Here is a 25545-nt window from a genome sequence, read left to right as displayed (position 1 = left end):
ATTTAAGCATTTTCTTTAACCGCATCTGCATACACTTTCAAGGCTCTTTGCCGCGCTAATCCATGTTCGACAATAGGTTTGGGATATTCTTCTGTTCCAAATTCAGGAACCCATTTTTTGATGTATACTAAATCTTTATCAAATTTTTCGGTTTGTGTACTCGGATTGAAAACCCTAAAATAAGGTGTAGCATCACAACCCGAACCTGCTGCCCATTGCCAGTTGCCGTTGTTGGCGGACAAGTCATAATCGTTGAGTTTTTTTGCAAAATAAACCTCCCCCCAACGCCAGTCAATCAACAAATGCTTGCACAAGAAACTCGCTGTAATCATCCGTACCCGATTGTGCATATAACCAGTTTCGTTCAACTGCCGCATTCCCGCATCGACTATCGGATAGCCGGTTTTTCCCTCGCACCATTGTTCAAATTCCCACTCATCATTTCTCCATTTGATAGCGTCATATTTAGCTTTGAACGATTGATTGGTCACTTTGGGAAAGTGATACAATATCTGCATAAAAAACTCCCGCCAAATCAGTTCGTTCAGCCAAGTTTGATTGTGTTCCAAAGCAAAAGCTACACATTTACGAATGCTGATTGTGCCAAAACGCAAAGCAGTACCGAGTTGAGTAGTTCGTTGCAATGCCGGATAATCTCTGTATTTATCATATACATCAATTGTTGAGGCCTCCAATTTGGGTGTTTTCAAATTCATATCCGTTTTTTCAAAACCAGTTTCTTTTAAAGAATGAATCTTCTTAAAATCTTGCTTTAGAAAATTTGTAAAATCCGTTTCGTGCGGCTTGTAGTGTTCTTCTGTTAATCGTTCTTTCCATTTTTTAGAATAGGGCGTATAAACCGTGTAAGGCGTTCCATCATTTTTCAGCACCTCGTTTTTATCAAAAATGACTTGGTCTTTGAAGGCCCTGAAAGGAATGTTTTGCTCTTTGAAAAATTGGTAAATATCCGTGTCCCTTTGAATGGCTTGTGGTTCGTAATCCCGATTGCAAAAAACGGCTTGAACCTCAAATTTTTCAGAAAGCATTTTGAAAATATCCAACGGATTTCCATAGAACGTATTCAACCTCGCATTTGACGATTTCAGCTGCATGTTTATATCAGAAAGTGCCTGATGAATATAATCCACTCTTTGGTCTTTTTTATCTTCAAAATGTTTCAAAATATTCGTGTCGAAAATAAAAACCGGCAAAACAGGATATTCCGAAGCCAAGGCCTGACATAAGCCTGTATTGTCTTCCATACGCAAATCCCTACGAAACCAAAAAACGGATATCTTACTTTTCATTCAGATATTTTTTCTTTAGAAACTGAACAGCAATATTTACAAAAATGAATATCGCAACACTTACAGCTGTAATAAAAACAGTTTGATTGCTCTTTTGATTGGCTACCGCAATGGCAATCAATGCCCAAACGGCAATCAAGGAAAACAGCGGCATTTTTTGTCTCCAAAGCATAAATAAATGAACCAATGCGGCGATTATAATCATCACAATTGCCCAAATGGTTTCTGAAATCCCAAAACCATTCCACTCTACTTTTTTTAACAAAAAGGCAACATTCGCAATCAACGCAACCGAAATCCAACCCGCATAAATATGAAAAGGTAACTGGAGAAAAAGCCTTGTTTTCAAGTTGGGAGATTGTAGTTCAGGCTTAATTTGCTGTATTATTTTCAATAATGAAACAAAAATAACGACCATTAAAAGAATAGAAAGAAACGTATAGCCGTACATCCACGCCACCACCCACAAACTGTTGGCTATGCAGGATATGACAAACCACCAACCAATAGTTGAAACCGTTTTTTCTTTCGTTTCGGTGCTTTTTGTTAGCGGACCATAGTAAATCACAAAACCCAACAGTCCGATGTAAATAATTCCCCATATAGAAAACGCATATCCTGCCGAAGTAAACAGCGTTGGATGTTTTGCCGAAATACTTGCCATTGTCTCGCCATTAAGCATACCACTACTGGAGAGATAGTTTATGGCGATGGTTGCGACTAAAGCAAGCCCATTTAAAAGTTGAAATTTATTCTTCATTACCTTGCTGTTTTAGTGATTTACCAGAAAATTTCTTGAAAAAATATAGTACCAAAAGAAATTGCGTATAACCATATACAGCATCTTCTACAGGTATCGTGAGCATGCGTAACCCTAGAAAATCATTCTGGTTGTAATTCACGATAGGCGTTTCCAATCCTGTTCCTGTCAATACACCATTTACAGGAAAGAAACCCAACATCAAAACCGTAAAAATAAGTGATGCTTTGCCAATCCAATCTGCACGAACTATAAAATGCAGATAGATTAAGGTCGCTATTGTAGCGATAGCTGTTACCAGTGTATAAATTTTGTCGTAATGCAGCAGAGCCATCACCGAACATACGATTACAATCACAAAAACAATCAAATTATTAAATCCCGAAAGCCAATCCAACTTGAAAAATTTGTCAAAACAGAAATAGGTAAACACACAGGAAAACGGAATGAACATAAAAAATAGCCATTCTTCCAAAGGTAATCCTGCCAAGACTATTCCGAGCGTATAATCAGTATTGAACCACCAAACGCCTCTTGCCGTAAACCAAACATCCCATGCGCTGAAAGGAATGGCCACCAAAACAGCCGATTTCAGAAATGCTCCGAAATGTCGATTAAAGAGTATTCTTCGGTCAAAAGATGCGATGAAACAAATGATGACCGTGAAAAACAGGATTAATGCGTAAGTATAAGCCATCATTTTTTAGCGGAATTAAAATACATTCTGAAATATTTGAAAGGCACGTACAGAAATCCGAAACATTCGCCATCTTCTTTTCCCGTGTGCTTGTGATGCTGTTTGTGAGCTCTGCGAAGTGCCAAGAAATAGGGGTTTTGAGTACGACTGAAAATTTTGTTGCGTTGATGAATAAAAATATCGTGTACGAAAAAATAAGCCATTCCGTAAAGCATTATTCCCAAGCCGATAAAGAATAAATAATTAAGATCCTTTAACGAACCGAAATACATCAGAGCTATCGTTGGCAAGGAAAATATCACAAAGAAATAGTCGTTCTTTTCCAAAATGCCCTCATTGCTATGGTCGTGGTGGTCCCTGTGCAAAACCCACAAAAAGCCGTGCATCACGTATTTATGGATAATCCAGGTTGCTCCTTCCATCAATATAAATGTCAGCAATGTGATTAATACGTTCATATCGAAATTGTTTTTTTAAATTGTTGTTCTAAAACTTGGTAGCGAAAATCAAAAATTGACTCCAATTTCTTTTTTATAAATGCCCGATGTGCTATAGTTCCCAAAACACCGAAAGGCAACTCATATTCTACCGTATCTTTCATCAGCACACCGTCTGCGTTGGGAATAAATTCGTGAAAATGATTCCAATATTTGTAAGGTCCTTTTTGTTGAAAATCAGTGAAACTTTTGCGTGTATCTACCTGCGTTATTTTTGTCTGCCATTGTAGCGGAATACGTAATATCGGTGAAACGGTATAATCGATAATCATTCCCTTGAAAATCGGTTCGTTTTGAAAATCGGACAATACCGTAAATCCCATATCCTTTGGTGTTATTTTCGACAAATTCATTGGGGAAGAGAAAAATGCCCAAGCCGTTTCTATATTGCAATGCAATTGTTGTTCTCTGTATAATCGATGTTTCATTTTCTATTCTTTTAGCAAGGATTCTATGTGCCTATTCAGTACAGGCGATTTTATTTGACTTCGATTGTTCTTAATAAATTGTATGTCCTCTGTTATGTTTGATTTATACCCCAAAAAAGACGGTGCATTTTTCTGAACAGAAAGTCGGATAAACCTCAACTCAACATTATCCGGCTCCTTTTTAATGGCTTCTTCTATGTTTTTCTTTCCTTCTTTAAATGTATTGAGCTTGCTCATAATACTAAAAACGTGGTTTGCCCAAATGGTCTGCAAGCCTCCCAGATACCCCAAATGTGTACTCGAATTGTTTTTTGTTCCTTTCAAATTCGCTATCGCACTTTTGCACAGTTCCTCGTTTGAAGCCATTTTATCGTAATTTTTTCGTACATCGTCTAATATGTCTGCACGCATTTCAGAGATTACAAAAAGATAAAGTACAGACATCAGCAAAATGAATATTTTTGTCATAGAAAAGCCGCTTTATATCTCAAATAACTTGTAAGCGCTACATAAGCTTTTTCAGAATTGTGAATACGCACCCTGTTATTCAGTATCTCTTTCGACGATTTTCTTTTTATCTTTTTAAACAATGACCAATAATATTTATAAGCCAGATACACCCCAAAAATTGAAGAGCTTGGGAGCTTCTTAATGCCGATTAGAGCTTCTTTGAATTCTTCTTCAATCTCTGTTTCTATTTCGGATTTCACAGCATTGTCAAATACATTCATATCGATATTCGGAAAATAAGTGCGTCCCAAAATCTGATAATCGTCTTTCAAATCCCTCAAGAAATTAATTTTCTGAAACGCCGAACCCAGCTTCATTGCATAGGGTTTTAGCTCTTCGTATTTTTCGTTATTTCCATTGGTAAAAACCTGCAAACACATCAAGCCAACCACTTCTGCCGACCCGAAAATATATTCTTTGTACAATTCATAATTATAATCTACTTGTTGCAAATCCATTTCCATACTGTGCAAAAATTGGTCAATCAGATTTTTGTCCATAGCGTATTTGTGCACTGTTTCCTGAAAGGATTGTAAAATCGGATTCAGAGAAATTTTTTCTGATAAAGCGTTTTCTGTTTCCATTTTCAAACGGTTAAGCAATTTGCTTTTGTCGTAATCGTGAAAGCTGTCCACGATTTCATCTGCCAATCTTACATAGCCGTAAATTGCATAAATAGCCTTACGAATAGCGGGCTTTAGCGCTAAAATACCCAAAGAAAAACTAGTGCTGTATTTTTGGGTGGTTATCTTACTTACCGAGTAAGAGAGTTCGTCAAATAGATGTTTCATATTACTCAGTTTTTGATTTTGTTTATTTCGTTGGCTATAATTTTTCCCGATATGATTGACGGCGGAACACCGGGTCCCGGAACCGTCAGCTGACCCGTGTAGAATAAGTTTTTCAGTTTTTTATTGCTGATTTTAGGTTTTAAAACCGCAGTCTGACCAAGCGTATTTGCCAGTCCGTAGGCATTGCCTCCGTAGGCATTATAATCTGACATAAAATCGCTGACGCAATAACTTTTTTTGTATTCTATTGTAGATTGCAAATCCCTCATGCCTGTGTGCTTTTCGATTCTTGAAAGCATTTCTGTTAAGTATTTTTCCCTAACAACCTCTTCATCGTTTATCCCGATAGCCAAAGGCATTAGCAAAAACAAATTTTCTTTTCCTAAGGGAGCAACATTCTTATCAGTTTTTGACGGACAGCAAGCGTAGAACAAAGGTTTTTCAGGCCATTTTTTTTCTTTATAAATACAGTCAATATGCTCGTCCAGATCATTCTCAAAGAAAAGCGTGTGGTGTTTCAGGTTGGGAATGGTTTCATTGACACCCAAATAGAAAATCAGGCTCGATGGTGCAAATGTCTTTTTTTCCCAATAAGTCTCATCATAATTTCTATATTCCCTATCCAAAAGTGTTTCGGTATGATGATAATCCGAAGAAGCAACCACGACATCAAATTCATAGTTTTTGCTATCGATAGTCAAAGATTTCACCTTGTCGGTCTGTGTATTGATGCGTTCAACGGTTTTATTAAAATGAAAACTTGCACCCTGTTTCTCGGCTATTTTTTTCATCGCCAGTACCAATTGATAAAAGCCGCCCAAAGGATAATGTGTTCCCAAAGCATAACCTCCGTAGTTCATAAGGCTATACAATGCCGGAATGTTTTTGGTAGAAGCACCCAAGAAAATTACGGGAAATTCCATTAAGGTTCTCAGTTTATCACTTTTAAAATATCTGGCGACATAAGTTCTGAAATTAGTGAACAAATCCAGCTTCAAGGCACTTTTTGCTATTTTGAGAGAAATAAATTCTGCCCAGTTATGGCAAGGTTTATTGACAAAATCCTGCATACCTACTTCGTACTTGAATTTTGCAGATTGCATAAATTTTTCTAATTGCGAAGCTGCACCTTTTTCGATTTGTTCGAACACGATTTTCAATTCCCCCAAACTTTCAGGCACATCAATTTTCTCATTAGAAAAAATCATCTCAAACTGTGGATTTAATGAAATCATCTCAAAGAAATCAGCCGTTTTGTAGCCGAAATCGGCAAAGAAGCCCTCTATAATATCCGGCATCCAATACCAGCTAGGCCCCATGTCAAAAACGTAGCCTTGTTCGGTAGTAAATTGCCTTGCCCTGCCACCTGGGTGGTCGTGCTTTTCAAAAACGTGTACATCATTTCCCGCTTTTGCCAGATATGCCGCAGCTGACAAACCCGAAAACCCCGAACCGATAACAGCTATTTTCTTTTTCATAAGTTTGTATTTTTTAAGGCTTTTTCCAATAAATATTCTGGTTCTATATTTTTGTCATAAATCGACTTATGAAAGTCATTGAGCTTATTGAGCAAGCGGATTAGTTCCATTTTTTCATTTTGGGTCAAATCTCCTGTTACAATTTCAGTTGCTTTTCTGATTTTATCCATTTGCTTATCCAAAACCTGAATACCTCTGTCCGTAATTTTCAAAACCTTACTTCTTTTATCAATTTCCGAGGCCATTTGGTTTACCCATCCTTTTGAAATTAAGCGATTGATGATCTGCATTCCGACAGGCTTTTCGTGAACGTTCTTTTTTATCAGGTCCATTTTTGTCATATCGCCAAATGCTTTGAGATTGATGAGGTAAATAAAATCTTCCTGCGAAGAAAAATCCGACCCGAAAATTGCCGACCTTGAATAGCTTTTGGCATAGCGGTTCATATGCACGATCAGCGTATTAATGACACTTTCGGGACTTCGTCCCTTCTCTTTTCCTTCCCAGTTTGGTTCGGTAGTTAAGTCTTCGGCATTGTAATTTATAACGATCCATTTTTTGAAATCATCGATAGTAACTGCCGATTTATTCAGACCAGGGTTTTGGTTCTCAAATTCCACGAACAAATCAAGTATATCTTTAATCAGGTTATAGTTCATTTTGAATTATATTAGCATACAAATATACTATTTTAAATTAAAAAATAGTATATTTGTATACTTTTATTTTGTATCACAGATTTTAAAACAATTTATAATCAATGAGATAATTCCTATAGAACATTTTCACAACAAAATTTATACTTTACAGCTATTACCGAACGGAAAGCACTCACCTTGATGAAACCTATTTTCTGCGTGGCAGGCACAATATTAAATTGGGTTTAGATACCTACTATTTTGAAACCGACCACAATTTTAATACTTCCCACGATTACAAAGTAGCCAAGATTATTGCTAACGATTTGATAGAGGAATACCTCGAAAATCAGTTGTTCAAAACGGCTGTCAATGATAGTCCCAAAAACCCAACAAAACTGAATTGGACAGGGAACAAATCAGCATTGACAGAATTGATTTACGCTCTGCATTCGCAAGGGATATTTAATAACGGCAACGTAGATATTAAGCCTATTGTAACAGTATTTGAAAGAACATTCAATGTTGATTTAGGCGATTTCTACCATACGTTTTTGGAACTTAAAGCCCGAAAAATAAACAGGACAAAGTTTTTAGATGAACTAAAAGAAAGCCTTACCAAAAGAATGGACGAACAGGACGGGATATAACAACAAAAGGGCTTTAAAAGCCCTTTTGTCTTATCCTGCAATCCCAACACAATTAAAACTGTTTAATTGTTTTGAAGAAACATAAATTTCGTATATTTGCTATGAGCTAACGGAAACGTATTGAAAAGCAAAGCAATAAGCACCGTTACCAAAACGTTACCTTACAATCTTTGATTATCCACATAAGAGCCTTGTTTTCAGCTCAAAAGGCTTTTTCCTGAAAACTATAAAATAAAATAATGATTTATGCAAATAGATTGGAAAGAGCTCTGGATGGGATCTGAAAGCTGGGATTTTTTATTTCAAATTGTCTTTCGAACTTTATTGATGTTTATTGCCATTATTATTGGGATTAGAGTTTTAGGTAAAAGAGGAGTCAAGCAGTTATCGATTTTCGAATTAGTGGTCATTATTGGGTTAGGTTCAGCAGCAGGAGATCCTATGTTCTACCGTGAAGTAGGATTATTATCGTCCCTTGTAGTTTTTGTAATAATTATTGCATTGTATTCGACTTTGATTTTCTTCAGCGGAAAATCTAAAAATATGGAAATCCTTCTGGAAGGTCAACCTATTGTTTTGATTGAAGATGGCGTATTTGCAATTCAAAACTTTAAAAAAGAAAACTTAGGTAGTGATGAATTTTTTGCTGAATTAAGATTGAAAGGAATTTCGCATCTTGGGCAGATAAAACAGGCTGTTGAAGAAACCTCCGGAGAAATAAGCGTATTTTACTATGAAGACCACGAGGTCAAATATGGTTTGCCAGTCTTATTGAATTCTTTGGAGAATTGTACAAAGGATTTTACTGTGGAAAAACACTATTCCTGCATGTTTTGCGGATATACCGAATTGAAAAATAGTAATTCTGAGAAGAGCTGCAAAAACTGTGGAAAGTTTCATTGGGTCGAAGCGATAAATAGAAAAAGAATTACTTAGATAAATATATAGACCAATTTCTTAGCTTGATTATTAAATGAAAATACATCCCATTGGAAAGAATGAGATGTATTTTTTTGTAGAAAATAAATGTAGATTTTTTAAATATACTGGTTTCCGTGACGACCTTCTTTTATTTCTTCAACGATTTTATCATTGAAAGCAGGAAGATCCTTTGGTGTACGACTGGTTACAAGTCCACTGTCAGTTACAACTTCGCTATCTTCCCAAATAGCACCTGCATTTTTCAAATCGATACTTACTGATTTTACAGAAGTCATTTTTCTTCCATTTACTGCTCCTGCGCTAATGAGAACCTGTGGACCGTGACAGATTGCAGCTACAGGTTTATGCTGTCTGAAAAAATCCTGTACAAATGATATGGCTTTTTCATTAGTTCTTAACTGGTCTGGATTAATAACGCCGCCGGGTAAAACAAGTGCATCATATTCGGAAGCATCAACTTCGTCCAAAGTTTTATCCACAGAATATTCTTTTCCCCAGTCTTTTTCTGCCCATGCTTTAATTGTTCCTGCTTCAGGACTTATAATATGAGCTGTCCATCCTTGTTTTTCCAAATGCTCTTTTGGAGATTTCAATTCACTCTCTTCAAATCCGTGTGTTGCTAATATTGCAATTTTTTGTGACATAATATAATTATTTGGTGTTATGAAAATGTAGATAAGAAAATTTAATTCCATTCAATTTGGCTCTCATTTATAAAATAACTTAACAAATATCTGACCACCCAGAAACAAAATATTTTATATGGTAATGAGTTTAAAGGCATACTTTATGTAATAGCACAATAACATCAAAAAATATGCTTATGAAAAATTTACTTTGGTTAGTCGCTGTTATATGTATAATAGCTTGGGTATTAGGAATGGCTGGTATTATTCCGGGAATGGATACAGGAGGATTGATCCATACACTCTTGCTGATTGCAATAATTGTTGTTCTATATAATATCATATCTGGCAGAAAACCTTTAGATTAAATTAATTATAGAACATTAAAATTAAAAAGAGACGCATATGCGTCTCTTTTTAATTTTGAGTTATTGTTTGGAGGTTCACGATAATCAGGTGCTATCCGTAAAAGAAGATTCATTTGCAAAATTCAATCCTGTAGACGACCAACTTTATGTCTCATCCGAACAATCCATTCAAAAGATAAAGATTGCTTCCTTGTCCGGGCAGAAAGTGTTGGAGTTTCTACCAAAAAGCAAAAATCTGGAAGTTTCTACCAAGTCTTTGAAAACAGGGATGTATATTCTTTCTGTCATGATTGTTGGAAAAGAAAAAAGTTTTAAAATATTAAAGAAATAAATAATGGTGACAATATACTTTAATGGGATCATTAGCGCTATGCGATGAAGGGTTAAAAATAAAAAGAGAATACAACGTATTCTCTTTTTACTTTTAATTATTTTTCAAATCTATCTTTGATCTCTCTTAACCAATCCTTAAACTTACCATATTGTTCCTGTAAAAAAGATTCGTGCTCTTCTTCCTCTTGAATCTGGGGTAAGATATGTTCAAAATAAGTTCCCTTCAAAACTTTTCTCAAGAGGTTTTCTCCAACGAAAGGCTGATCATCATTTAAAGTTGAAGCTGCTTTAATTAGCTGGCGGATATCGTATTGTAAAGGGTTGATATCAGGAACTTGCTTGTTCAGGTTTAATAATTCATATACTGCAAGTCTTGCTGTGCGAACTGAACTTTCCATAGTAAAAATGATGTCATTGTTCGTTTCTACAAATTGACCGACCAGACCTAAGTTTTTACTTCCTTCTGGAACAACTCTAGGACGATCTCCGGCTGCTCGGGGCATGAACATGGAAGTGATGTAAGGCATAAACGCTGTGCGTACAATCGTATTTTCTATTACATTATCTATTTGGTCTTCAATGCCCATATGATAACAGAGTTCGCTTAAAATTTCATTACCTGTACATGCCGGCATTGCTTTTTTGATGTAGTTTCCCTCTTTATCCATAAATAGAGCATATACCCAAATTACGAGTATGTCATCAGGCTGTGTCGGAAAATGCGGTTGGCGATTGCAGGTAAAACTCATCAGCCAATTAGAATCGGTAATGGTGACAATTCCTCCCGTGGCTGTTTTGCCGGAGTAGGGATCATTGACTGTGTATTCTTTTAGTTTCTCTGTAAAGGCAGATGGACGACATGTTAAAGTTGCAGATTCCCATGCGGATCTTTGGATATTGCCGCAGAATTTTTCAGGTTTTCCAAAAACTTCGGATTTGGCTGCAAGATTTTTCCATAGTTTCCATCCGGGACTCATGCCGCTTGTACTATTGTCTACGCTTAAAACAGGAACTGTTGTATTATTTCCATAGGCTGTATCTTCCGTCATAGATCCTGTAGTCACAATAACGTAATCTTTTTCGGTGACCGGAATGACTGTATCTTTTCCGTTTTGATCAGTTATTAAACCTGTTACAACTTTTCCTGAAATGTCATTGTGGATTTCAAGATCTTTCACCAAGGTATTAAATTGAAGCTGTACACCTTTTTTTTGTAAGAATTCACGCAAGGGCTTAATATAGGTATCATATTGATTGTATTTGGGAAAAACCAAACATGAAAAATCCCTCATCCCATCAATTGCATGTAAAAATCGGTGCATATACAACTTACATTCTAACAAGCTGTGCCAGTTTTCAAATGCAAACATAGTTCTCCAGAAAAACCAGAAATTGCTGTCTAAAAATGTCTGACTGAAATATTGTTCAATTGTAATATCGTCCAGTTCTTCTTTCTTTTTAAGAAGCAATTTAACGATAGATAACTGATCTTTCTTATTCAAGCCAAATTTACTGAAATCTTTGATAGATCCTTTGTTATGAATCAATCTGGCAATAGAATAATTGGGGTCATTGTCATTTACCAAACGGTATTCGTCTAAGACAGAGTAGGGCTCTGGTAATTCTGTTGCAGGAATATCCTGAAACATATCCCATAAATTTTCGTAGGTAAAATCCATTTCACGTCCGCCTCTGATGATATATCCATCTTCTTCATTTCCTGCACCATCCATAGACCCGCCTTCTACATGCAGCTGCTCGATAAATGTAATGTTTTCAGCGGGGATTTTACCATCACGAATAAAATAATATGCCGCAGATAGACCTGCAATACCACCTCCTACAATGTATACTTTACTATCGTCAAAAGATTGTAAAGGGATGGCTTTGTTTCGTTGATAGTTACCAATCTGATCCGCAAAAGGAAGAGTTTTTTCTTTGGTGTTTCTTACAGTTTCTTTACTGGCATCTGGTTCATGAATGAACTTTCCATTTTGATTGGAAGTATTCAAAACTTTGTCGAATTTAGAAGTGTCTGGTTTCATAATATTCAATTAGATTATTACAAATTTAAGCCGAGACACATGCTTTTTGGTACACCCAAATTCTGATAGATTATACTTAAATTCCTTAGGAAATATTTTGGATTTTGCGATAATCCACAGGCGAATAATTTGTTTGTTTTTTAAAGAAACGACCGAAAGAAGAAACGGCGCTAAAATTAAGTTGAAATGCTATTTCAGATATGTTTTTATCAGGATTACCTAAGAGAGAAAAAGCTTCTTTTAAAAGATATTCGTCCATTACCTGGTGAGGTGTTTTTCCCGAAGCTTCTTTAATTATTGTAATCAAGTGCTTATTGGAGATACATAAGCTGTCTGCATAAAACTGCACATTTTTCTGTTTACTAATATGCTTCTGCAATAACTGGCAGAATTGGTAATAAATGGTTTTTGGATTTGAATTTTGATCATAATTCTTATCCATGAAATCTGCTATTTCAAGTAAAATATTAAAGATAATGGTTCTTGAAAGTTCATCTTTGTACATGCTGTCTGAAGATGATTTTTCTTTGAGATAATTAAGTAGTTTGATGAGTTCTGTGGATTTATCGTCACTGAGATTAATAATATTGTATGAATGATTTTTAAATAATGAGCTTTTTTCTACAATAAAAGGATTTGATATATTTTTTAAGAGAAAGTTTTTCTCAAAAAAAAGTAACTTCATTTTAAAGTTATCACTCTGACTAATAAATCTTACTGTAGTGTTAGGAGATGAGGTAAGCAAAGAATTCTTTTGAAAAGTAAACTTTATATTGTCAATTTCAACAACTGTACTTCCCTCTAGACATAAACATACATTGAAAAAATTCATTCTAAATGGCTTTTGTGGAAGCTTACCAAGAGAATTCCCTGCAGAAACATAAAAGGAATTTTCGCTTGAAACATTAAATAATGAAAGTATATCCTTCATATAATGATTAATGGAATTAAAGCTAAATATATCAAATTGATGTTATAAAATCAAGGCTTTTCTTTCCAAACAGCTTATTTTTTTATGTTTCAGATGACATTTGCAGTCTAGGGATTTTAATTTCATGTTCTTGAGGATAAGGCTTCCTGAAAGTTAAGCTGACATCTTCACGAAGATTATTTTCAACTTCCTTCGCTTTTTCCTCATCCTTTGAATATCTGGGATCTGCAATAAGCGGCATCTTTTCCATTTTAATAATAGTAACAGTAGGAAAGTGGTAATCTACTTCAACCGTTCCCAATAAAAGATAAATTCCACCCTCTTTAAAAGGAAACTTCGAAAGGCTGTCAGGAAAATGTGCGGTATCAAAATACTGACCTTCTGCATCGATCCAGGTTCCGAAATACATATCATCTCTATTTTCATATTTATTTTTAATCGGAACGTGTTTTCTTGAGATCAGATAAGCTAACATTCTCACCTGCTTCTTATGGTGCTTCAAAAGATCTTTAACCATCACATCGCCTCTGTATTTGATCTTCAGTAAATCGAAAATGGAATAAGAAACAGGGAAGCCTAATATTTCCAATTCGTCAAAAGCATCTTCAAAAGGATTTCTTTCGATGACAGGTAACTGATAGTCTTTTTGAGGTTCTTCAAATAAAGAGATCATCTTAGTTTTATATTGATTCTTAGACAAAAGAAATCTGGCTTCAATGAGTAGCTCATGTTTCTGCTTGCCCGTGAATCTGAAAGCCCCGACAAAAATCAATATCTGTAATGTTTCTATGCCAATATGAATTCTTTTTACAAAGTCCTCCAATGATTTATAATCACCATTTTTTTTCCTTTCTTCAGTAATCAATAACTTAGCAGCTGCTTCAAGTCTTTCAATATGCATCAATCCCAAATAGACATCAGTTCCATATAATGTTGTATGAAATTCGCTGAGGTTAACACAAGGATTATGAATTTTAGCACCAGCCATTTTGGCTTCATGGACATAGACTTCTGTTCTGTAAAAGCCACCGCCATTATTAATCGCAGAGACCATAAACTCAATAGGGTAGTACGCTTTTAAATAAAGACTCTGATAGCTTTCCACCGCGTAGGAAGCTGAATGGGCTTTACAAAAAGAATACCCCGCGAAAGATTCGATCTGTCGATAGACCTCCTGAGAGAGCTGCTCAGGATGACCTTTTTTCTTACAGGATTTAAAAAAATCATCTTTTAATTGTTGCAAAGCTGACAGCGATCTTCCTTTCCCGCTCATCGCCCTACGCAGAACATCACCATTTTCAGCAGATATTCCTCCATAATGAAGAGCAATTTTGATGACATCTTCCTGGTAGACCATAATACCATAGGTTTCGCCCAGTTCCTTTTCAAAGACTTCATGAAAATATTCAAACTGACCAGGATGGTTATGGCGGAAAATATACTCCCGCATCATACCGCTTTGTGCAACGCCCGGACGAATAATAGAAGAGGCTGCAACCAATACTTTGTAATTGTCGCATTTCAGCCTCCGCAATAATCCGCGCATCGCAGGCGATTCAATATAAAAGCAACCTATCGTTTTTCCAATACTCAGAAACTCATTGCATTTTTCTTCATTCTTTGAAATCGTTGTATCTTCAATATCGACAGTAATCCCTCTCTTTTCCTCAATCAGGTTTACAGTATCTTTAATCGTTCCCAGGCCCCTTTGCGAAAGGATATCAAACTTTTCCAGACCAATTTCTTCAGCGGTATGCATATCGAACTGTACGATAGGAAATTCCTTTGGCGGAAATTCCAAGGCAGAATAATTGGTAATAGGTTCTTCAGAAATAAGTATGCCGCAGGAATGCATACTTCTCTGGTTAGGAAAGCCAATCATGAGCTGTTCATATTTATAAATATCCAAAACCACAGCATTCTGATCGTGCTGTTCTTTTGGTTTTTTAGACAGTTGATCAAGCTCATCTTTTGGAAGGCCGAATACTTTCCCCAATTCTCTGAACCTTGATCTTTTTTTGAATTCCACATTGGTTCCGCAGAAAGCTACGTGATCCTTTCCATACTTTTTAAAGATATAGTCCAGAATCGTATCCCGGTTCTTCCAGCTCCAATCGATGTCGAAGTCAGGAGGGGACTTACGATTAAGGTTGAGGAACCGTTCAAAATACAAATCCAATTCTAAAGGGCAAATGTCAGAGATTCCTAAGCAGTAAGCAACAATGCTGTTGGCTCCGCTACCTCTTCCGACATGCATAAATCCCATTCGATTACTGTATTGAATAATATCCCAGGTAATCAAAAAATAACCGCAGAAATTCAATTGATCAATGACGGTCAATTCTTTTTTAACCCTTTCAACAGCCTGATTATTCTCATCCGGATATCTTCTGACCAGACCTTCATAAGCCAGCTTTGATAATAATTTAAAATCACTCTCTTTACTGTCTGTATAATGCTTTTTATTCTTAGGTGTTTTAAAATCAAAATCAAAGCTGCTTTCATCTACGATGAATTTGGTGTTCTCAATAATTTCAGGAAAATCACTGTATTTATTCAACAACAGTTTTTTGTTGATGAACGTTTCATCGCTTTTACAATAATCATTCTCTTTTAATTTTGTCAACAGGACGTTACCATCAATTGCCCGTAATACTTTATGAAGTTGATACTGTTCATCATGTTTATCAGTTTTAAAGGTTACCGGATGTAGAATAACCATTTTATGAATTAATGGTTTCAACTCAGGTTTAATTAAAAGGTTTAATTCATCCTGCCTGATGCCTATAAATTCGTGTTCCTTTAATTTTTCAGGAATATTCTTCAAGGAGTAAATCACAAAACAATTTTCCAGGTTAGGATTTGCCTTCGGAATTGAAATGCCTTCACAATTATAATCAGTCAAAAGTCTGTTGACCTCACCAATCCCTTTTGGGTTCTTAGCTAAGCATATATAATACTGCTCATTTTCAACTCTGACATCAACGCCTACGATAGGTTTAATGCCTTTATCTTCACACAGTTTATAAAACTGATAGATTCCCGTTACGGTATTAATATCAGTTAGCGCAAGAACTTTCAGCTTATAATCCATAGCCAAATCAACCAATTCTTCAACAGAAATAGTCCCATAACGAAGGCTATGATAGGTATGGCAATTGAGGAACATAATTTTATTTATTGAGTTAAAAAACCGGAAGCCCTTCCGAGGCTTTTAGCACCAAAACGGTCTTTCATTTTATCCATGGTCTGATATAATGAGATCAGCTCTTCGGTGTCTTCAAAGAGATTCATCTGGTGATTGCCATGAACCAGTCCTGTAAACTTGACACCTACTAATCGAATTCTCATTCTTCGGGTATAAACTTTCTTGAAGAGTTCCAGAATATATTTCAGCAAGGTATGGTCTGCCGAGGTATAAGCAACCTTACATTGTTTGGTCTCTGTATCAAAGTTGGCATATCGGATTCTAACAGAAACTGTTGAGGTAAGCCATTTTTCCTGTCTTAACTGGTAGCATAACTGTTCGACCATTCCGGAAAGAATACTCCTGATATTAGGAATATCGATAGTATCTTCAGCAAAAGTCGTTTCAGTTGATATTGATTTACGTTCGGAATACTGAACGACAGGAGTCAGGTCAATTCCATTGGCTTTTTTCCATAATTCAGTTCCATTTTTTCCAATTAATTCCTGTAGAACATCCACTGGCATTTGAGACAATGTTTCAATCTTTCTTATCCCTAATCTTGAAAGCAGTTCAAAAGTGACATCACCAACCATAGGAATCTTTCTGACGGATAAAGGATTTAAAAAAGGCTGTATTGCGAGCGGTTTCAATTCTAATTTACCGGATGGCTTTGCCTCTCCGGTTCCAATCTTTGAAACTGTTTTATTGGTAGACAAGGCAAAACTAATAGGCAGACCTGTTTTTTTCTTTACCGTTTCAGCAATTTCTGATGTCCATTGATAGCAGCCGAAAAATTTGTCCATTCCCGACAGATCAAGATAGAACTCGTCTACGCTTGCTTTTTCCATAACAGGAACTTTTTCCTGAATGATTTCAGTCACCAAATGTGACATTTTGGAATAATACTCCATATCACCTTTGATAACCTGCGCTTCGGGACATAATCGCAAAGCCATTCTTAAAGGCATCGCAGAGCGAACCCCGAATTTCCTAGCTTCATACGAGCAAGATGCCACCACACCACGATCTCCACCGCCTATGATAACAGGCTGTTTCTCAAGTACAGAGTCTCTCAGCCGTTCACAGGAAACAAAGAAGGTATCCAAATCCATATGTGCAATCGCTCGTTCCATTTGACAAAATTATTACGATTTGTAGCAAAACTTGTATATTTGTTGCTATAATTTATAGCAATGTCAATTTTATCAGAAAACATGCGGTATTTGAGAGGTAAGCTTAATCTTTCACAACAGAAAGTTGCTGATGATCTCTTAATCACCAGAGGCAGATACGGTAAATATGAGGATGATGCCTCAGCACCGCCGCTTGATCTCTTGGTGAAGATTTCAAAATATTACAATATCAGTATCGATTTGCTTCTGACCATTAACGTCAGCAAATATTCGATTGATGAGATTATGGAACTTCCGGATAACAGGATTGTTCTGCCTATCAGGGTTGATCAGGATGGAAACGATCAGATTGAGATTATTCCACAAAAGGCTTCTATGGGATACTTAAACGGTTATGGTGATCCGGAATATATAGAAAATCTTGAAACCATATCCTTACCCTTCTTAAAAGGAGGGAAGTTCAGGGCTTTTCCAGCTGAAGGAGATTCTATGCCACCCTATAAGAATGGAACTTATATTGTTGGAAAATATGTAGAAAATCTTTCTGACCTGAAAACAGACAGGACTTATATTTTCATTACCACCAATGATGGAATCAGTTACAAAAGATTCCAGTTTCATGAAGCAGACAGCATATGGGTTAAGTCGGATAATCAATTTTATGAGCCCTATAAAATTCCATTATCTGAAATTAAAGAGATCTGGCAATTTGCCTGTAGTATCAATACCATAGAATATGGAGCTGATGAATTTGCAGAACGTAATATTCAAAACCTTATGACAGAGATTAAGACCGATATCAAACAGATCAAAGAAAAAATGGGGGATAAGGATTGAGTTCATTTGAATGAAGTTTAGAAATAAAGCTTCTTAAAGCTACTTCATAAAAAAACTTCCCCGAAGGGAAGCAAAAACACAAATGATGAAAAAAATCCTGTATAAACAGGACAAATCAAATATAAATATTTTAACAGAAAACTACAATGGGTCAGCTGAGTTTATTTGATGCGGAAGAATTTTATGAATTTCCAAAAGACCTTTTGGAATACAGGGAAAATTTCCTGAGCAGCAAAGAAGCTGATGAACTTAAAGATATTTTGCTGAAAACAGCACCTTGGGAACAGCGTACCCAAAAGATGTATGACAAAACAGTTGTAACACCCCGCCTTACTGCCTGGTATGGAGGGAATGATAGCTCTTACGATTTAGATGGAAATGTTTCAGGTACTAATCCTTGGACTCCCGAGCTTTATGCTTTAAAAGAAAGGATAGAAAAAGAATTTGGGTATAAGTTCAATGGTGTTTTGTTAAACCTGTATCGTGATAATAATGACTCCGTTGCCTGGCACAGAGACAAAGAAAGCCGATACGGCAAATGCCCTGTGATTGCATCTATAAGTCTTGGACAGACCCGAAACTTTGACTTCAGAAAGAAAGATCACCATCAAAGCAAATACAGCTTACCGCTTCCTCACGGTTCATTACTCATTATGAAAGGTGATTTACAGGAAAACTGGGAACACCGGATTGCTAAATCCATAATAGCTATGAAGGAAAGGATCAATCTTACCTTTCGGTTAATTTTAAACAGGTAATTAATACTGAATATTTCAACTAAAAAAGGAAGCTAACAATAGCTTCCTTTTTTAGTTGAAGTTATAATTTCCATATTCATTACTCCGCAATAACTTTCTCAGCATACACAAGACCTTCATAACAAGCATTGTAAATAGCTTTCAACTCTTCCAAAGAAGGAACTCTTGGGTTGAAACCTGTACAAGGATCTACCAAAGCATTGTTGGCGATATAATCAAGGTTTTTATCCCAATCTTCTCTTGAAATTCCAAATTCTTTGATCGCTGATTGATTGTTAACTTCAGAACGTAAGGTCTCAATAGCCTGAGCTAAATCCTCAGCCGTTTCTTTACCGATTACTCTTGCTAAATCAGGAAAACGGTTTGTTGCTTGAGCATTATAACGAATCACATTCGGAAGGAAAATGGCATTAGAAGCTCCGTGAGGAATTCCATACAAAGCACCAACCTGATGAGACAAAGAGTGAACAATTCCCAACCAAGCATTGTTGAACGCCAAACCTGCCATAAATGAAGCATCATGCATATTCTGACGAGCCACAATATTATTAGGATTTTCTACCGCTTCTTTCAAATTATCAAAAACAATCTCCAAACCTCCTTTAGAAAGAGCATCAGCGATATTGTTATCGATATTGGAAACGTAAGCTTCCACACAGTGTGTCAAAGCATCAAGACCGGTGTTTGAAGTCACGTGAGCCGGCATTGAAGCACAGATTTCACCATCAACAATTGCGATATCCGGAGTTAATTCGTAAGAAACGATAGGATATTTTACCCCTTTTTCTCTGTCTGTAATTACCGCTAGACCCGTAGTTTCAGTTCCAGTTCCGCTGGTAGAAGGGATAGCGATAAATTTCGCTTTGTTTCTTAAAACCGGAACAGTGAAAGGTTTGATCATTGCATCGAAATCCGCATCAGGATATTCATAGAAAACCCACATGATTTTTGCAGCATCAATCGCTGAACAACCTCCTAAACCGATAATCCAGTCCGGTTGGAAATTTTGAATCATTTCAGCACCTTTCATGCAAGTTGCAGATGACGGATCTTCTTCCACACCTTCGAAAATCTGAGTTTCGATTCCCGCTTCAGTAAGGTAAGCAACCGCTTTATCCAATGTTCCGCTCTTTCTCATCGAGCTTCCGCCTGTTACGATTACCGCTTTTGTCCCTTTGATATTTGCCAATTCGGAAAGAGTTCCCGCTCCGTGGAAAACTTCTCCTGCAATAAATAATTTGCTCATTTTTTATTTAAATTTTAATGTGACAAAATTAAATTAGAAAAATCCGACGATGTTATACAAACAAGACTATGCGTTATACATTTGTGCCAGTTCCTGCTGAAGTTCGGTTGGTGTTTCTTTCAATTTTGCTTTTACAAATTTATTGAGTGCAGATGGTGAATTGAAACCTAAGTCGAAAGCAATTTCCTTATGTGAGAGGTCAGAAAACATCAGTTGACGTTTGATTTCAATTAAAATTCGGTTATGAATAGCCTGGATTGCTGTTTCTCCACAATGTTTTTTAGTAATTGAGTTTAATTTTTTCGTGGTAATGGCTAATTCTTTGGCATAATACTGAACGGTACGGTATTGTTTATAATGTTCATTTAACAATTTTTTAAACCGAACATAAATGGGTTTGTCAACCGTTTCTTTATGTAAAATAGGATGCAAGCCGTGAATAGATTCTATCAAACCTAATAGAAAAATCTTGATTTGAAATCTTGCTTGCTCTTTTTTAATCAAGCTTGGATATTCATAAATTCCTTTGATAATTTTGATGGCATTCAAGCTTTGTTCGAAATCTTCGGAAGATAAAATTGTACAATTAAGCTGAGTCGAAAGATTAACATTGTAAGCACTCAATTCATTTTTCAGAATATCAGAACAGAATAATATTTCCTCAAATAAAATAATTTTCCCTTTTAAATCTGAGCTTAAATCTGAAATAAAGTGAACCTGCTCAGGGAAAACCACAGAAATTTTCTCTGCCTTTAAATAATGGATTTTGTCTTCAATATGGAGTTGTAAAGTTCCTTTTTGAATCACAATAATAAAAAAATGGTCTTTTTTATGGGGCTTGAAATAATCTTTCAAATTTTCTTCCGTCAAATCAAAAACTCGAAAAGATAAATTTTTATCATCTTGCTTCTTTATGTTTTTCTTTATTTCAAATTTCTTCATTGCTCCTATTTCCTGCTATCTCAAATCTGATAGAAGTGGCAAATTTAGTTATTTTCAAATTGTCAAGCAGGCTTAATAGCATCTTTAATAATCACTAAATTCGATATTGCTTGCTTAAATTAAACCATAGTTTTTTCGGTACTACGAAAAAGTAGTGATTTTATCTCAACTCCAATCTTCAACTTTACCCCAATAAAGCTGATCAGCTGTTCACTTCATTTTAACATTTAAAATCACGGTTATGAATATCGAGAGAACAGAATTTATGGCATGGATGGAAAGAATCATGGAACGATTCGACATCCTCAAGGAACACATCGTAACAAAACAGTCCAGATTTATAGAAATCGACGGCGAGCAGCTGCTCGACAACCAAGATGTATTGCAGCTCCTGAAAATCAGTTCAAGGTCTTTGCAGCGCTACCGTACTGATAAAAAGCTTCCGTATTATACCATCAGCGGCAAACTTTACTACAAGCTGTCCGATGTCCACCAGTTGATCAGGAACAGCCTGAATTCAAAGAAGACATAAAGACACAGACGGCCAAATCAACCGACACCTTTCTTATTTCTATTGGTTAAAAACAAGCCCGTCTATCTTCGTCCTGTTAAAATTATCAGCGATGGGAGATAACCAACCCAATAATACCAATGAAATCGAACCGGCAGCAGATACCCTTTTGGTTTTGAATATCCATAATAACAGGATCGAGCTGGTGAAAGGAATTGATAAGGAAGGAAACCTGCAAAGAGTTCCTCCGGAAAACAAGAAAGACAATGACCAGCTCATCAGGGTCGATAAGCACGGGGACGTCTTCTCCAATTTCTTTTCCAACTTTTACCGTCAGCTTAAAAACCCGACGCATTTCAATTTCTTTAAAGTTTCGCAGTATGATGCTGTCGATACCGCCAAAGACCTTCAGCAGTATGTCAACCAGGCGTCACCTGAAGAAAAAGGACAACTCAAGGAGTATGAAATTTTACCTAAAAATAACAACCCATTAAAAAATCAGAAAACAATGGAAAACAACACAGAACATCAGGAATACCGTTTCCAGCCCGAACAGATCGACTGGAAAACCATGGAAAAATTCGGGCTTACGCAGGAAAAGCTTGAAAAGATGAATGCTATGGATCCTCTGCTCAGAGGCTACAAGACCAATACCTTAATTCCCATCACCATCAATCTCGGCGCTGCCGTCAGCAAGATGGATGTCAGATTATCTTTACAGGAAGGCGATACAGGTGATATCGGCATCAAGCTTCACGGCATCCGCAGAGAACCCAATCTCAACCTTAAGTTCTTAGGCCACGAGTTCAGTGAAGAAGACAAAAAGAACCTGATGGAGAACGGCAATATGGGAAGAGTTGTTGATCTGGTCAATCCCAAGACCGATGAAATCATTCCTTCGATTATCAGCCGTGACCGCCTGACCAATGAACTGGTTGCTTACAGGGCAGAGTATATGAAGATCCCTGACGAGATCAAAGGAATCAAATTAGATGAGCATCAAAAACAAACCCTATTGGAAGGCAAGCCTCTTTATTTGGAAGGGATGACTTCTACAAAAGGAACTTTCTTCGATGCTACCGTGCAGTTCAATGCAGATAAACGCTATGTCGAATTTATATTTGATAACAGTCAAAAGAATCAGCAAAGCCAGTCTCAAAAAGATAGCGATCAGCAAAACCAAAACTATGATCAAAACCAAAATAAAAATACTGAGCCTCCAAGAGTTTTCAGGGACAAAGAACTTGATGAAAAGCAGTATGAAAAATTCAAGGCAGGAGAGACGGTCTATGTCAGCGGTCTTGTTGACAGTAAAGGCAAAGAATACAAAGGCTATATTACTTTCAACAAGGAAACATCCAAGACCGACTTCTCATTTACCAATCCTAATATGCTCAGGGAAAAAGCTCAGCCCTCAGAATCCCATAAAACCCAAACGGCGGTGAACACGGATGGTAAAACAAACGAAGCGACAAAGAACATCAAAGAACCGCTTCAATCCAAACAGCAGGAAGCTGCCAACAAACAACAACAGGAGCAGCAGAAAAAACCTGCTAGATCAAGAGGAAGAAAAATGTAATTGAAAACCCATTCAATACAGAATCTTCAGTCTATCAAGTATAAATCAACCATAACCACCATAAAATCCATAATCTATGAAAGCCATCATTGCAGAAAAACCGAGTGTTGCCAGAGAAATTGCCCAAATACTCAATGCTAACAACAGAAAAGACGGCTACTTTGAAGGAAACGGATACTGCGTGACCTGGGCATTAGGTCATTTGGTATCCTTGGGAATGCCGGAAGATTATGGCATAAGAGGCTTTGACAAAGCCTCTCTGCCTATCTTTCCCGATCCTTTCATTCTCACTCCAAGAAAGACGAAACCAACCAAATCAAAAAACTACGAGCCAGCCCTTTCTGCCTTAAAGCAGCTTAAGATCATTAAAAATATCTTCAGTCAATGCACAAGTATTATCGCTGCGACAGATGCAGGAAGAGAAGGCGAGCTGATCTTCCGCTATATCTATGACTACCTCCAATGTAATAAACCATTTGAAAGACTCTGGATCAGTTCACTCACAGAAAAAGCCATACAGAATGGATTTAACAATCTTAAACCCAGTTCAGATTTCGATGGACTTTATGATGCTGCAAGAGCCAGAAGCGAAGCAGACTGGCTGGTGGGCATCAATGCTACCCAAGCATTATGTCTTGCAGCGGACAACGATGTGTATAGCCTGGGAAGAGTACAGACCCTAACATTAGCTTTGATCTGCAAAAGATTTCAGGAGAACAAAAATTTTAAACAAAAGAAATACTGGCAGATCCAATTACAGCATCGCAAGGATTATTTAAATTTCACCAGCGTTTCCAACCAACAATGGGAAGACAAAAAACAGGCAGAGCAGATTTTAAAAGCCATAGAGCGGGAGGGTAGAGCCAGTGTAGAAAAGGTCTCTATTAACAATGTTAAAGAACAGTCTCCATTACTGTTCGATTTAACAGAACTACAGAAAGAAGCCAACCGAAAGCTGGGTTTATCAGCAGATGAAATTTTACAAACTGCACAAAGCCTGTATGAAAAGAAATTCATTACCTATCCCCGAACCGGTAGCAAGTATATTCCTGAAGACCTTTGGCCAGAAATCCCCGAACTCATAAGAATACTCAATCAAACCAATTCTTTCAAACCAGCGATATTAACACTCAAGTTCGGCAATTTCAATAAACGCATTGTCAATGATCTGAAGGTCACAGACCATCACGGATTATTGCCCACTACCAAAATACCATCCGCTTTAACCGCCAGTGAAAAAGCGATTTACGACATGATCGTTTACCGCCTGCTTGAATCTCTTTCAGAACACTGCTCTAAACAACTTACACACATCACCATCAAAGTCCATCATTATGAATTCAGTATCAAAGGTTCCAAGATACTCCACAAAGGATGGCGAGCCATCAAAGGTCTATTGTCTGATGAAGCCAGTACAAACCAAGATAGCAACAGCAATGACAAAAGCAGTACTAGCAAAAGCTACAATAACAGTTCGCAAGAATCCAATATCATTGAACTCCCAGAATTCAAAAAAGGCAATGAGCTTAAAATCTCATCAGCCAACCTCCCAGAAAAACTGACCAGCCCTCCAAAACTCTACACCGAAGCCGACCTTTTATCAGCTATGGAAAATGCAGGCAGACAGATCGACGATCAAGAACAGCAAAAAGCTTTAGCCAACATCGGTATTGGTACACCTGCTACCAGAGCCTCCATTATTGAAACCTTGATCGCAAGAAACTACATCATCAGAAAAAGCAAATCACTGATCCCAACGGAAAAAGGCGAAAAGGTCTATGATCTCATCAAAGACCAAAAGATTGCCAATGTCCAGATGACGGCAGAGTGGGAGATGACACTCCACCGAATTGAAACAAAAGAACTCGATTCAAAACTGTTCATCACTGGCATCAAAAACTACACAGCAGAAATCACCCAAGAACTCTTATTACTCAACATTCCACAAGAAAACATTCCAGAACTCAAATGTCCCAAATGCCAGCAACATAATCTCATCATTAAAGACAAAATTGTCAAATGCCCCGATGAACAATGCCAATGGATCTTATTCCGAATAATATGCGGCGTACAGCTCAGCATTGATCATATCACTTCCCTATTAATAAAAGGAAAAACACCACTTATCAAAAATATTCAAAGTAAAAACGGTAAAAAGTTTGAAGCTTTCATCATTTTAAAAGATGATTATACTACAGCATTTCAATTTCCTTAAGATCAATAAATGCCATATTAAATAAGCAAACCCACTTCCAGAATGCATAGTGGGTTTAATTTATATTTACAGAACAGATTTTAAGCAATGACTAATATTTATTTTTCAGCAGTTTTTAGTACTTCCATTATTT

25 protein-coding genes are annotated in these 25545 nt (G+C 36.7%); 9 read left to right on the top strand and 16 right to left on the bottom strand.

The features are described 5' to 3' along the window. Window positions 1–2: 2 nt before the first annotated feature. Genes B5X62_RS02385 through B5X62_RS02345 form a run of 9 tightly spaced genes read right to left on the bottom strand, consistent with a single transcriptional unit; the run spans window position 3 to window position 7127 of the window. The gene (locus B5X62_RS02385; RefSeq protein WP_079665777.1) at window positions 3–1307 is read right to left on the bottom strand and encodes a cryptochrome/photolyase family protein; all 1305 of its coding nucleotides are present in this window, start codon (window positions 1305–1307) and stop codon (window positions 3–5) included. Beyond that, window positions 1297–2067: a hypothetical protein gene (locus B5X62_RS02380; protein WP_079665776.1), complete on the bottom strand. Its 771-nt coding sequence runs from the start codon at window positions 2065–2067 to the stop codon at window positions 1297–1299. Before B5X62_RS02380 ends, B5X62_RS02385 begins: the two co-directional genes overlap by 11 nt. Then, the gene (locus B5X62_RS02375) at window positions 2057–2767 is read right to left on the bottom strand and encodes a lycopene cyclase domain-containing protein (protein WP_079665775.1); all 711 of its coding nucleotides are present in this window, start codon (window positions 2765–2767) and stop codon (window positions 2057–2059) included. Before B5X62_RS02375 ends, B5X62_RS02380 begins: the two co-directional genes overlap by 11 nt. Continuing rightward, window positions 2764–3222, bottom strand: coding sequence for a sterol desaturase family protein (locus B5X62_RS02370; RefSeq protein WP_079665774.1), 459 nt, complete (start codon window positions 3220–3222; stop codon window positions 2764–2766). Before B5X62_RS02370 ends, B5X62_RS02375 begins: the two co-directional genes overlap by 4 nt. After that, on the bottom strand, window positions 3219–3689 hold the full coding sequence (locus B5X62_RS02365) for an SRPBCC family protein (protein ID WP_079665773.1): 471 nt from the start codon (window positions 3687–3689) through the stop codon (window positions 3219–3221). The genes B5X62_RS02370 and B5X62_RS02365 overlap by 4 nt, the downstream gene beginning before the upstream one ends. 3 nt (window positions 3690–3692) lie before the next feature. Then, window positions 3693–4157 carry a hypothetical protein gene (locus B5X62_RS02360; RefSeq protein WP_079665772.1) on the bottom strand — a complete coding sequence of 155 codons (465 nt, stop codon included), beginning with the start codon at window positions 4155–4157 and terminating at the stop codon, window positions 3693–3695. Beyond that, on the bottom strand, window positions 4154–4990 hold the full coding sequence (locus tag B5X62_RS02355) for a phytoene/squalene synthase family protein (protein ID WP_079665771.1): 837 nt from the start codon (window positions 4988–4990) through the stop codon (window positions 4154–4156). The genes B5X62_RS02360 and B5X62_RS02355 overlap by 4 nt, the downstream gene beginning before the upstream one ends. Before the next feature lie 5 nt (window positions 4991–4995). After that, window positions 4996–6468, bottom strand: a complete 1473-nt coding sequence (locus B5X62_RS02350; RefSeq protein WP_079665770.1) for a phytoene desaturase family protein — start codon at window positions 6466–6468, stop codon at window positions 4996–4998. After that, the gene (locus B5X62_RS02345) at window positions 6465–7127 is read right to left on the bottom strand and encodes a MarR family winged helix-turn-helix transcriptional regulator (RefSeq protein WP_079665769.1); all 663 of its coding nucleotides are present in this window, start codon (window positions 7125–7127) and stop codon (window positions 6465–6467) included. The genes B5X62_RS02350 and B5X62_RS02345 overlap by 4 nt, the downstream gene beginning before the upstream one ends. Window positions 7128–7249: 122 nt before the next feature. Between B5X62_RS02345 and B5X62_RS02340 the strand changes: the two genes are divergently transcribed. Then, window positions 7250–7756 (top strand): RteC domain-containing protein, encoded by a 507-nt coding sequence (locus B5X62_RS02340; protein ID WP_221405210.1) that lies wholly within the window; start codon window positions 7250–7252, stop codon window positions 7754–7756. Window positions 7757–8002: 246 nt separating this feature from the next. Further along, on the top strand, window positions 8003–8692 hold the full coding sequence (locus tag B5X62_RS02335) for a DUF421 domain-containing protein (RefSeq protein ID WP_079665767.1): 690 nt from the start codon (window positions 8003–8005) through the stop codon (window positions 8690–8692). 101 nt (window positions 8693–8793) lie between these two features. Here B5X62_RS02335 and B5X62_RS02330 read toward each other — a convergent pair whose 3' ends face one another. Then, window positions 8794–9342, bottom strand: a complete 549-nt coding sequence (locus tag B5X62_RS02330; RefSeq protein ID WP_079665947.1) for a type 1 glutamine amidotransferase domain-containing protein — start codon at window positions 9340–9342, stop codon at window positions 8794–8796. A gap of 179 nt (window positions 9343–9521) precedes the next feature. On the opposite strand from B5X62_RS02330, the gene B5X62_RS15420 reads away from it, so the two are divergent. Further along, window positions 9522–9692, top strand: a complete 171-nt coding sequence (locus B5X62_RS15420) for a lmo0937 family membrane protein (RefSeq protein ID WP_144038275.1) — start codon at window positions 9522–9524, stop codon at window positions 9690–9692. A 37-nt stretch (window positions 9693–9729) separates the two neighbouring features. Next, window positions 9730–10023 carry a T9SS type A sorting domain-containing protein gene (locus B5X62_RS02325; protein ID WP_079665766.1) on the top strand — a complete coding sequence of 98 codons (294 nt, stop codon included), beginning with the start codon at window positions 9730–9732 and terminating at the stop codon, window positions 10021–10023. Window positions 10024–10120: 97 nt separating this feature from the next. Here B5X62_RS02325 and B5X62_RS02320 read toward each other — a convergent pair whose 3' ends face one another. The 4 genes from B5X62_RS02320 to dinB all read right to left on the bottom strand — a co-directional run bounded on the left by B5X62_RS02320 (window position 10121) and on the right by dinB (window position 17324). Further along, window positions 10121–12070 carry an oleate hydratase gene (locus B5X62_RS02320; protein ID WP_079665765.1) on the bottom strand — a complete coding sequence of 650 codons (1950 nt, stop codon included), beginning with the start codon at window positions 12068–12070 and terminating at the stop codon, window positions 10121–10123. An 85-nt stretch (window positions 12071–12155) separates the two neighbouring features. Continuing rightward, window positions 12156–13001, bottom strand: coding sequence for a helix-turn-helix domain-containing protein (locus B5X62_RS02315; RefSeq protein WP_079665764.1), 846 nt, complete (start codon window positions 12999–13001; stop codon window positions 12156–12158). Between the two features lie 82 nt (window positions 13002–13083). Then, window positions 13084–16170 carry a DNA polymerase III subunit alpha gene (locus tag B5X62_RS02310; RefSeq protein WP_079665763.1) on the bottom strand — a complete coding sequence of 1029 codons (3087 nt, stop codon included), beginning with the start codon at window positions 16168–16170 and terminating at the stop codon, window positions 13084–13086. A gap of 8 nt (window positions 16171–16178) precedes the next feature. Then, window positions 16179–17324 carry a DNA polymerase IV gene (gene dinB, locus B5X62_RS02305; protein ID WP_079665762.1) on the bottom strand — a complete coding sequence of 382 codons (1146 nt, stop codon included), beginning with the start codon at window positions 17322–17324 and terminating at the stop codon, window positions 16179–16181. 60 nt (window positions 17325–17384) lie between these two features. Between dinB and B5X62_RS02300 the strand changes: the two genes are divergently transcribed. Both B5X62_RS02300 and B5X62_RS02295 read left to right on the top strand, forming a co-directional pair. After that, complete coding sequence (locus tag B5X62_RS02300) at window positions 17385–18161, top strand: XRE family transcriptional regulator (protein WP_079665761.1); 777 nt, start codon at window positions 17385–17387, stop codon at window positions 18159–18161. Window positions 18162–18307: 146 nt separating this feature from the next. Then, window positions 18308–18919, top strand: coding sequence for an alpha-ketoglutarate-dependent dioxygenase AlkB family protein (locus tag B5X62_RS02295; RefSeq protein WP_079665760.1), 612 nt, complete (start codon window positions 18308–18310; stop codon window positions 18917–18919). A 79-nt stretch (window positions 18920–18998) separates the two neighbouring features. Here the strand turns inward: B5X62_RS02295 and B5X62_RS02290 are convergent, their stop codons facing one another. Together B5X62_RS02290 and B5X62_RS02285 are read right to left on the bottom strand one after the other, a co-directional pair. Next, the gene (locus B5X62_RS02290) at window positions 18999–20165 is read right to left on the bottom strand and encodes an iron-containing alcohol dehydrogenase (RefSeq protein WP_079665759.1); all 1167 of its coding nucleotides are present in this window, start codon (window positions 20163–20165) and stop codon (window positions 18999–19001) included. Window positions 20166–20231: 66 nt separating this feature from the next. Continuing rightward, window positions 20232–21107 (bottom strand): AraC family transcriptional regulator, encoded by an 876-nt coding sequence (locus B5X62_RS02285; protein ID WP_079665758.1) that lies wholly within the window; start codon window positions 21105–21107, stop codon window positions 20232–20234. Between the two features lie 241 nt (window positions 21108–21348). Here B5X62_RS02285 and B5X62_RS02280 point away from each other — a divergent pair, with 241 nt between their 5' ends. The 3 genes from B5X62_RS02280 to B5X62_RS02270 all read left to right on the top strand — a co-directional run bounded on the left by B5X62_RS02280 (window position 21349) and on the right by B5X62_RS02270 (window position 25412). Then, a complete protein-coding gene (locus B5X62_RS02280; protein ID WP_079665757.1) occupies window positions 21349–21639 on the top strand; it encodes a helix-turn-helix domain-containing protein in 291 nt (96 codons plus the stop codon). Between the two features lie 91 nt (window positions 21640–21730). Next, window positions 21731–23197, top strand: a complete 1467-nt coding sequence (locus B5X62_RS02275; protein ID WP_079665756.1) for a DUF3945 domain-containing protein — start codon at window positions 21731–21733, stop codon at window positions 23195–23197. Window positions 23198–23273: 76 nt separating this feature from the next. Beyond that, entirely contained in the window at window positions 23274–25412 is a 2139-nt protein-coding gene (locus B5X62_RS02270; RefSeq protein ID WP_079665755.1) for a type IA DNA topoisomerase, read from the top strand. Window positions 25413–25545: the final 133 nt, after the last annotated feature.

The organism is Soonwooa buanensis, assembly GCF_900167905.1.
Lineage (GTDB): Bacteria > Bacteroidota > Bacteroidia > Flavobacteriales > Weeksellaceae > Soonwooa > Soonwooa buanensis.
The sequence above is the reverse complement of the archived record's forward strand: the minus strand, read 5'-3'. Positions and strand labels throughout refer to the sequence as shown.

Coding starts and splice junctions, on each gene's coding strand:
- B5X62_RS02385 (WP_079665777.1), bottom strand. CDS start 1,307: ATGAAAAGTAAGATATCCGTTTTTTGGTTTCGTAGGGATTTGCGTATG.
- B5X62_RS02380 (WP_079665776.1), bottom strand. CDS start 2,067: ATGAAGAATAAATTTCAACTTTTAAATGGGCTTGCTTTAGTCGCAACC.
- B5X62_RS02375 (WP_079665775.1), bottom strand. CDS start 2,767: ATGATGGCTTATACTTACGCATTAATCCTGTTTTTCACGGTCATCATT.
- B5X62_RS02370 (WP_079665774.1), bottom strand. CDS start 3,222: ATGAACGTATTAATCACATTGCTGACATTTATATTGATGGAAGGAGCA.
- B5X62_RS02365 (WP_079665773.1), bottom strand. CDS start 3,689: ATGAAACATCGATTATACAGAGAACAACAATTGCATTGCAATATAGAA.
- B5X62_RS02360 (WP_079665772.1), bottom strand. CDS start 4,157: ATGACAAAAATATTCATTTTGCTGATGTCTGTACTTTATCTTTTTGTA.
- B5X62_RS02355 (WP_079665771.1), bottom strand. CDS start 4,990: ATGAAACATCTATTTGACGAACTCTCTTACTCGGTAAGTAAGATAACC.
- B5X62_RS02350 (WP_079665770.1), bottom strand. CDS start 6,468: ATGAAAAAGAAAATAGCTGTTATCGGTTCGGGGTTTTCGGGTTTGTCA.
- B5X62_RS02345 (WP_079665769.1), bottom strand. CDS start 7,127: ATGAACTATAACCTGATTAAAGATATACTTGATTTGTTCGTGGAATTT.
- B5X62_RS02335 (WP_079665767.1), top strand. CDS start 8,003: ATGCAAATAGATTGGAAAGAGCTCTGGATGGGATCTGAAAGCTGGGAT.
- B5X62_RS02330 (WP_079665947.1), bottom strand. CDS start 9,342: ATGTCACAAAAAATTGCAATATTAGCAACACACGGATTTGAAGAGAGT.
- B5X62_RS15420 (WP_144038275.1), top strand. CDS start 9,522: ATGAAAAATTTACTTTGGTTAGTCGCTGTTATATGTATAATAGCTTGG.
- B5X62_RS02325 (WP_079665766.1), top strand. CDS start 9,730: ATGCGTCTCTTTTTAATTTTGAGTTATTGTTTGGAGGTTCACGATAAT.
- B5X62_RS02320 (WP_079665765.1), bottom strand. CDS start 12,070: ATGAAACCAGACACTTCTAAATTCGACAAAGTTTTGAATACTTCCAAT.
- B5X62_RS02315 (WP_079665764.1), bottom strand. CDS start 13,001: ATGAAGGATATACTTTCATTATTTAATGTTTCAAGCGAAAATTCCTTT.
- B5X62_RS02310 (WP_079665763.1), bottom strand. CDS start 16,170: ATGTTCCTCAATTGCCATACCTATCATAGCCTTCGTTATGGGACTATT.
- dinB (WP_079665762.1), bottom strand. CDS start 17,324: ATGGAACGAGCGATTGCACATATGGATTTGGATACCTTCTTTGTTTCC.
- B5X62_RS02300 (WP_079665761.1), top strand. CDS start 17,385: ATGTCAATTTTATCAGAAAACATGCGGTATTTGAGAGGTAAGCTTAAT.
- B5X62_RS02295 (WP_079665760.1), top strand. CDS start 18,308: ATGGGTCAGCTGAGTTTATTTGATGCGGAAGAATTTTATGAATTTCCA.
- B5X62_RS02290 (WP_079665759.1), bottom strand. CDS start 20,165: ATGAGCAAATTATTTATTGCAGGAGAAGTTTTCCACGGAGCGGGAACT.
- B5X62_RS02285 (WP_079665758.1), bottom strand. CDS start 21,107: ATGAAGAAATTTGAAATAAAGAAAAACATAAAGAAGCAAGATGATAAA.
- B5X62_RS02280 (WP_079665757.1), top strand. CDS start 21,349: ATGAATATCGAGAGAACAGAATTTATGGCATGGATGGAAAGAATCATG.
- B5X62_RS02275 (WP_079665756.1), top strand. CDS start 21,731: ATGGGAGATAACCAACCCAATAATACCAATGAAATCGAACCGGCAGCA.
- B5X62_RS02270 (WP_079665755.1), top strand. CDS start 23,274: ATGAAAGCCATCATTGCAGAAAAACCGAGTGTTGCCAGAGAAATTGCC.